Genomic DNA, 6718 nt, shown 5'->3' on the forward strand with positions numbered 1-6718 from the left:
GGCAGCATCGACCTCGGATATTTCTGTCTTCTTCTCAGCGGTTTTCGTACTCGGCACAGCCTCAAGTGTTGCGGCCATATCGGGCTCCTTCCCGCCAGGCTTACCGCCTGGCGTGTCGAGCCGGATACACCGTTAATTCCACAGTCCCCCGCATGCCTGCCTACCGGGCCGGGCGACGCGTGAAGATCAGATGGAGAACTCCGAATGGAGAAGGGGTCGCTTCGATTTCAAAGCGTTCTTCGAGCCCCTCGAGTCCATCCCAAAGCCGCTCGCCCCGGCCCAGGACGATCGGCACGAGGACGATGTGCATGTGGTCGATCAGATCGGCTTCGAGGAACTGTCGAACCGTGCTGACGCCGCCACCAATTCGGACGTCGAGGTCGCCGGCCAGGGCGCGGGCCTGCTTGAGCGCGGAGACGGGGTCGGCATCAACGAAATGGAAGGTTGTTCCGCCTTCCATCTCGAGTACCGGCCGAGGATGGTGTGTCAGAACAACGACAGGAGTGTGGAAGACAGGGTTATCGCCCCACCATCCCTTCCATTCCTCGTCCTCCCAAGGACCGCGTTGGGGGCCGAACTTGTTACGCCCCATGATCTCCGCGCCGATCCCGGGCCCCCACTGGCTGGCGAACGCCTCGTCGACGCCGAGGGATCCCTCCGACTCCCCGTGGATGCCCATCTGGCGGAAGGTCCGTGTCTCGAAAGCCCACTCCATTAGTCGTGAGCCAGCGTGACCGAATGGAGCGTCGAGTTGCTGGCCCTCGCCGGCGCCGAAGCCGTCGAGGGAGATCGAGAAGTTATGCACGCGGACTAGGGACATGTCATCTCCTGAAGTGCTTGTCGTTTGCAGTCACCTTATGGCGCTCGAACCCAACGACTCAAGACCGACCACGGGAGAATCAAAACCGCAATTGGCAACGCTGTACGGGCTTCTCGGAGGCAACAGGGTCCCGACGGTGCGCTGAGCGTCACAGCCGGGACCCACCGCCGTCGAAATTTGCTCACTAGGGGCTAACCGCAACCGCGTCGATTTCCACCAAGAAGTCGCCGAGGAAGGAACCCACAGGTGCACAGTCGCCTTGACCATGTGGGAGAAGTTGCACAACAACACCGTCCGATGTCGGGTAGCCCACCTGACCGAGGACTTCAACCTGGACCTGGACGATCCGCAGAAACGGCTGTGGCCGTGGCTGTGGCTGCGAGCGACCACCATGGGTCTCGCTTCCAAATAGCCTCCGACCAACTCAGATGTTTCAGTCCCCCGGCCCTACCCTCCGCGCTGATGGGCGGTGGTCCGAGAAGCGGCTGAGGTGACGCAGCCGGAATGCGACCGCGAAGATCCATGCCATGAACGTGACCAAAATGGCCCGTTGCACTAGACCTTTCCATTCGAACATGCCACTTCCGGGTTGCTGGCTGATCTTGAGCAGAACAATTCCGAGGGTGAGGACATACCGCTAAGAAGTGTCCACCCGCCAAGCGGCGCCACGCCAGGTCGCTACGAAAGCGCCGGTAGAACACGAAGCAACTCAACGGCGCAAACGTGAAGACCATGGCGCCGAAGATGCCGTGCAAGACGCCGAGCGGACTGGTTTGGCCAAACATCGGCGACGGATCGGTGACGAACGGCCCGGAGGCAATCAGGCTGACTCCGATGCCCTGCATAAGCGACGGTCCGGTGCGGGGAGCCGCGCCGTTGCTGAAGTACGCGGCCACGCTGCTGCCACCCGTAAACCGTGAAAACGGCCACGAAGAGAACGGCCCCCGCCATGCCCGGGACTGCCCCACCCGGGCGCGCCGTCGTGCGCCTGTTGCTGGGACGGGGGCCAGAACTGGAGATCACAAGCAGGGGCCTAGTACGAACCGGGAGCTGGACGAGTCCAGGACGGCGTTCCCCCGGCCGGAACTCAGGGTTCGTCCAGTCTTCTGCCCTTTACTTGGGGCTGAAACCTTCGTCCTTGAGGAGATATTACGTGGAACAGAACACCTACCCAGATCACGTCGCCGGGGCGCCGTTCGCGGCGCACCAAAGCCCCCAGGTGCCGCCGACCATGCCCGTTCCCCAGGCCGGTCCCCAACCTGCGCCCCAGGCGGGTACCCCCACGGGCCATGGTCCGGGACTCTCGGTGAAGAGGAAGTGGTGGAGCCTGCCAAAAGTCTTGGTGGCGGCTGGGATTGCAGTACTTCTCGCCGGAGGCGGCGGGGCAGCGATCGGTTACTCCATGGGAAAGGCCGACGCGACGCGCCAAGTCGCGCAGCGGTTCCAGAACGGACGGCCGAATGGGGCTAACGGTCAGGGGCGCCGTGGCACGGGTCAGGGTCAACCGACCGCCCCGAGCACTCCTGGCGGCGGCATCAACCCGTAGGCCACCCGCACGCGCCCATGTCTCCAACGAGCAGGCGGCGCGCCCGACATCCGGAGGTGGGTCCTCCTAGCCTTCGCACTCGATGCAGTAGGAATGGCCGTTCTTTTCGCGCGCGAGCTGGGACCGGTGCCGGACCAGGAAACAGGAGTAGCAGGTGAACTCGTCCTCGGCCTGGGGAACGACCTGGACGATGAGTTCCTCCGCGACGAATTCCCCGCCGGGGGTCATGGCGCCGTCCAGGGCGTCGGATTCGTCCAGTTCACGGACGACGCTGTTCGCATCCGGGGCGTTGGCGGATTGAAGCGCCTGCAGGGAGCGGTCCTGTGATTCCTTAACGTCGGAACGCACTTCATCGTAGTCGGTTGCCACTGGGGTCATTCTCATTTCTGTCGTTATTAGCTGACGGGTATGGAACGTATACCGGGGTCCCGTTGTTCCCGGGTGGCAGAAGGCAGGTCACCTGGGGCCGGGCGGCCGCGGCCATGGGTGGGGCGGAGCGTCCCGCGCGGCCGCCTCCAGTCGCTCTTTACCCGCAGATTTTTTAATGAGCCACCGCGCGTAACCCGGCCCATCGAATCAACTGCGCTTTACTATGGCGCGCAGGCGCGGGCACTGCCAAGATGGCACCATGGACCCTCTGGACCTGGTGACACCTGCTCTCCCCGAACCGGTGGTACTGGTCGTCATGGGCGTCTCCGGGTCCGGCAAATCCACCGTTGCCGCCCTCCTTGCGGGTCGGCTGGGTTGGGCCTTCGAGGAAGGCGATGCCCTGCACCCCCAAGCCAATGTCGACAAGATGGCCGCGGGACATCCGCTGACGGATGAGGACAGGTATCCGTGGCTGGAGAAAGTTGCCGGCTGGGTCGACCGGAGGCTGGATCACGGGGAGAACGGGGTCATCACCTGTTCGGCGCTCAAGCGGTCTTACCGGAACATTATCAACCGACGTCGCTCCGGCGTCGTTTTCATTTTTCTGGCAGGGTCCCCCGAAACCATTGGCGCGCGACTGGTCGAACGCCACGGCCATTCATGCCGGCCAGTCTGCTGGCCAGTCAGTTCGCAGACCTCGAGGAACTCTCCGAGGATGAGCCCGGGATCCGGGTCGACATTGACCCAGATCCCGGCATGATTGCCCAACGAATCATGGACCAGTTCGGTCTGCGGAGCGAAACACGAGGAGCGCCATGAACGGAATCGCCAGGCTTGCCGGACCTTTTACGGGGGTCCCCACCGACAGCACCAGTGACCTCATGCATCAGCCGTGGAACGGGCACGACACGCAAGTGCTTGTCGTCGCAGCCATCGGCATAGCGATTGTCGTCCTGCTGATCGTCTGGGCGAAGATGCACGCCTTTCTGGCTCTTAGTATCGGGGCCCTCTTCGTCGGAATCGCCTCCGGCATTGCCCTGGACAAGGTCACCACCTCCTACGAAAACGGCGTCGGCAGTGTGCTGGGCTACGTCGGAGTCCTCATCGCTCTCGGCGCGATGCTGGGTAAGCTTTTGGCCGATTCGGGCGGCGCGGACAAGATCGTGGACACACTTCTCCACGGCCGGCCGGCAACCCTGCCGTGGAAGATGGCCCTTATCGCCGGCATCATAGGCATCCCCATGTTTTTCGAGATCGGTCTAGTGCTGCTTATCCCCGTCGTGATGCTGGCAGTGCACCGTTCCAAAGGTCCTGCAATGCTGCTTGGCATTCCAGCCCTGGCAGGCCTGTCGGTGCTCCACGGATTTATCCCGCCACACCCGGGTCCGCTGGCGGCGATCGGCATCCTGCACGCCAATGTCGGAGTGACCCTCGCCTTGGGCCTCCTTATTGCGGTTCCAACTGTCATTATCGCTGGTCCGTTGTTTGGCCGTCTCGCCGCACGGATGGTGCCCATCGGCGCCGCCGGAGCCGGCTTGGCCGTGACTGTCGGAGCCGGCGGGAACGCGCAAACCTCGGAGCTTCAGGACTCCAGCACACAAGCCGCGGGCGTGCGCCGGGACACGCCGCTGGGTGACGGGCACATGGGTGACGGGCGCGTGGGCAAGGCTCAGGATCCCGACGCCACCCGCAGCCCATCCTTCACCTGGACCCTGGTCACGCTGCTGTCCCCGTTGGTGCTCATGCTGATTAAGGCAGGTGCGGACATTTGGATGGACAAGGGCGACCCGATACGGCCGTTGCTCGATTTCATCGGCGACCCGGTCTTCGCGCTGCTCGTGGCTGTACTGCTGGCCATGATCACTTTCGGCACGAGAGTGGGCTTCTCGGCGTCGATTCTGACAAAGAAGATTGGCCAGAGCCTGTTGCCGATTGTCGGGGTCATGCTCATCGTCGGCGCAGGTGGCGGCTTCAAGCAGGTTCTGGTCGACGGCGGCACCGGAACCGCCATCGCCAAGATCGCCGTAGCTGCCAGCCTGTCGGCGCTGGTGCTGGGCTGGATCGTCGCTGTGCTGATTCGTCTGGCCACAGGCTCGGCGACGGTGGCAACCGTAACCGCAGCCGGCATCATCGCACCCATAGCAACCGGTCTGTCGCCGGCTCAGTTAGCCCTGGTGGTGCTCGCCATTGGAGCCGGATCGCTATTCTTTTCCCATGTCAACGATGCAGGATTCTGGCTGGTCAAGGAATACTTCGGGCTGACAGTAGGGCAAACGATCAAGACATGGTCCGTCATGGAAACGATAATCTCCCTCGTGGGGTTCGGACTCGCATTGCTGCTGTCGGCGATCGTCTAAGCAACGCATCGCTCCGGACGCGTCCCCCGTCGGCAGCGCTGGCAGCGCTGGCAGCGTATGGTGCCGTCCACGCCGCGTTTGTTGGTGAAGTTTGCTGCCGGCTGGCCCCCGTCAGGACCGGTTGGCCTCGTTCGACGCCGACTGGCGGCCCGCGGCGAGGAGTTTCACGGCAAGCACAGCGGAAAGGCCAGCGAAAGGAAGCTCAACGAGGACGGCCTCTAGGACTGCTGTGACGAGCGGCGGCCCCTGGGCCGCGGTGGTGACGTCGAATAGGGCATCGATGCACAGGCTTGTGGAGAAGGCCGCAGCGCTCAGCGCCGCATATGAACTGCTTTTAAAGAGGAACACCGCTGTCAGAAGCGCGGTGAGAGCTTCAAACCCGTCCAAGGCGAGCCACGCCATGTTCCAGTTGTAGGCGACGGTCACTGAAGGCATTGTGCCGCTCAAATATAAAATCCACACCGCATAGAAAAGTCCGGCGGCGGCACCGCAGGCTAGCGCCATCCACCGCCACTCCAAGCCCCGCAGGCGGGCCCATATTCGCCGGCGGACACGGAGGATCAGCAGGACGGCCAGAGCGACCAACCCTATTTTGAGTCCCACAAAATGCGGTCCCGCCGACCACATCGGATCCCGGAGACCGGACGAGGCAACGAGGCCGACCACAGAAGCGCCTGACGGCTGAAGCCCGTACAGCATGAGGTCAGCCACGGTACATCGCGCCGACGCCGGCAACCGACACAGTTTCTCCAGATCCGCTCCGGCACGATGTCATCGGCTACCTCCCTCTCCCTGCCACGAGCCTCGGTCTATAAAGCTCATCAAACGCTACCGGAACCGCCCCGGCGCCAGTACTCTCGCCGTGGACCATGAAGCCGCACAACCAACCACATTCTCGGCTCACCGGATGAGAATGACATGGAAGAATCCTGTGCGTCGCCTGTGTAGCCATGCGGTCGAAGCCGGGCGCGATCTCGGCCAATTCCGGAACCCCATGCGGCGCCGAGTGTCGTGGTTTCTCTCAGGAACTGGTCGTACTGTGAATCTGCCATCTTTTGTTCGTTTCCGCCGCGTGGCATCGACCACTCCCGGCTGGAAGACATCATCCGGATCAGCCCAGCTTTTTCAGGAACGGGTGATTGACTTAGACGGCATGGATTCGTAGGAACGACCTACCGTGCCTGGATTCAGCATCGGCAGCTGGGACTGTCACACCTGAGAACTGGAAAGCAGATATGTTCAAGCGAATGCCACTTGGCCGCAGACCGGAGGGACGCTCCGGCCCAACTGGAGGGCCCTCGGAAGCCCTCCCCGCCCCGGTGGGGGTGGCCTCGGGCAGGCGCCTGCTCCTCGACACGGGCACGACGCTGGGCAGGATGATGGCCTTCCTCGTCGTCAGTGCCGTGTGCGGGGTGTTCGCGGCGGGCCTGGCCGTGCCGGCCGGCGCATTGGCCGGGATCGCTGCGAACGGTATGGGCCAGCTCTCTGACAGCCTGCCCAGCGACCTGACGGTGGCCCCGCCGGGACAGGTGACGAGGGTCCTCGCAGCCGACGGGTCGCAAATCGCGACCCTGTTCAGCGAGAACCGTACACAGATCCCCCTTGAGCAGATGTCGCCGAATATCA

Annotated in this window: 6 protein-coding genes and 2 pseudogenes; 4 read left to right on the forward strand and 4 right to left on the reverse strand. The window is 63.3% G+C overall.

Annotated features, from left to right (window positions below):
* Positions 1–160: 160 nt before the first annotated feature.
* Entirely contained in the window at positions 161–820 is a 660-nt protein-coding gene (locus tag AC1DGI_RS18120) for a dihydrofolate reductase family protein (protein ID WP_476899826.1), read from the reverse strand.
* Positions 821–1085: 265 nt separating this feature from the next.
* Between AC1DGI_RS18120 and AC1DGI_RS18125 the strand changes: the two genes are divergently transcribed.
* Entirely contained in the window at positions 1086–1232 is a 147-nt protein-coding gene (locus tag AC1DGI_RS18125; protein ID WP_476899829.1) for a hypothetical protein, read from the forward strand.
* Positions 1233–1467: 235 nt separating this feature from the next.
* On the opposite strand, the pseudogene AC1DGI_RS18130 reads toward AC1DGI_RS18125, so the two are convergent.
* Together AC1DGI_RS18130 and AC1DGI_RS18135 are read right to left on the reverse strand one after the other, a co-directional pair.
* Positions 1468–1788: pseudogene (locus AC1DGI_RS18130) on the reverse strand (DUF998 domain-containing protein); the annotation flags it as partial.
* Positions 1789–2432: 644 nt separating this feature from the next.
* Positions 2433–2735, reverse strand: coding sequence for a DUF4193 domain-containing protein (locus AC1DGI_RS18135; RefSeq protein ID WP_441403523.1), 303 nt, complete (start codon positions 2733–2735; stop codon positions 2433–2435).
* 259 nt (positions 2736–2994) lie between these two features.
* Between AC1DGI_RS18135 and AC1DGI_RS18140 the strand changes: the two genes are divergently transcribed.
* A complete protein-coding gene (locus tag AC1DGI_RS18140) occupies positions 2995–3495 on the forward strand; it encodes a gluconokinase (RefSeq protein ID WP_476899827.1) in 501 nt (166 codons plus the stop codon).
* A 121-nt stretch (positions 3496–3616) separates the two neighbouring features.
* Positions 3617–5092, forward strand: a complete 1476-nt coding sequence (locus tag AC1DGI_RS18145) for a GntT/GntP/DsdX family permease (RefSeq protein WP_441400804.1) — start codon at positions 3617–3619, stop codon at positions 5090–5092.
* Positions 5093–5203: 111 nt separating this feature from the next.
* On the opposite strand, the gene AC1DGI_RS18150 is transcribed toward AC1DGI_RS18145, so the two are convergent.
* The gene (locus tag AC1DGI_RS18150) at positions 5204–5518 is read right to left on the reverse strand and encodes a hypothetical protein (RefSeq protein WP_476899828.1); all 315 of its coding nucleotides are present in this window, start codon (positions 5516–5518) and stop codon (positions 5204–5206) included.
* A gap of 950 nt (positions 5519–6468) precedes the next feature.
* On the opposite strand from AC1DGI_RS18150, the pseudogene AC1DGI_RS18155 reads away from it, so the two are divergent.
* A pseudogene (locus AC1DGI_RS18155) lies at positions 6469–6718 on the forward strand (transglycosylase domain-containing protein); the annotation flags it as partial.

Source organism: Arthrobacter sp. 05N428_2 (assembly GCF_056397065.1).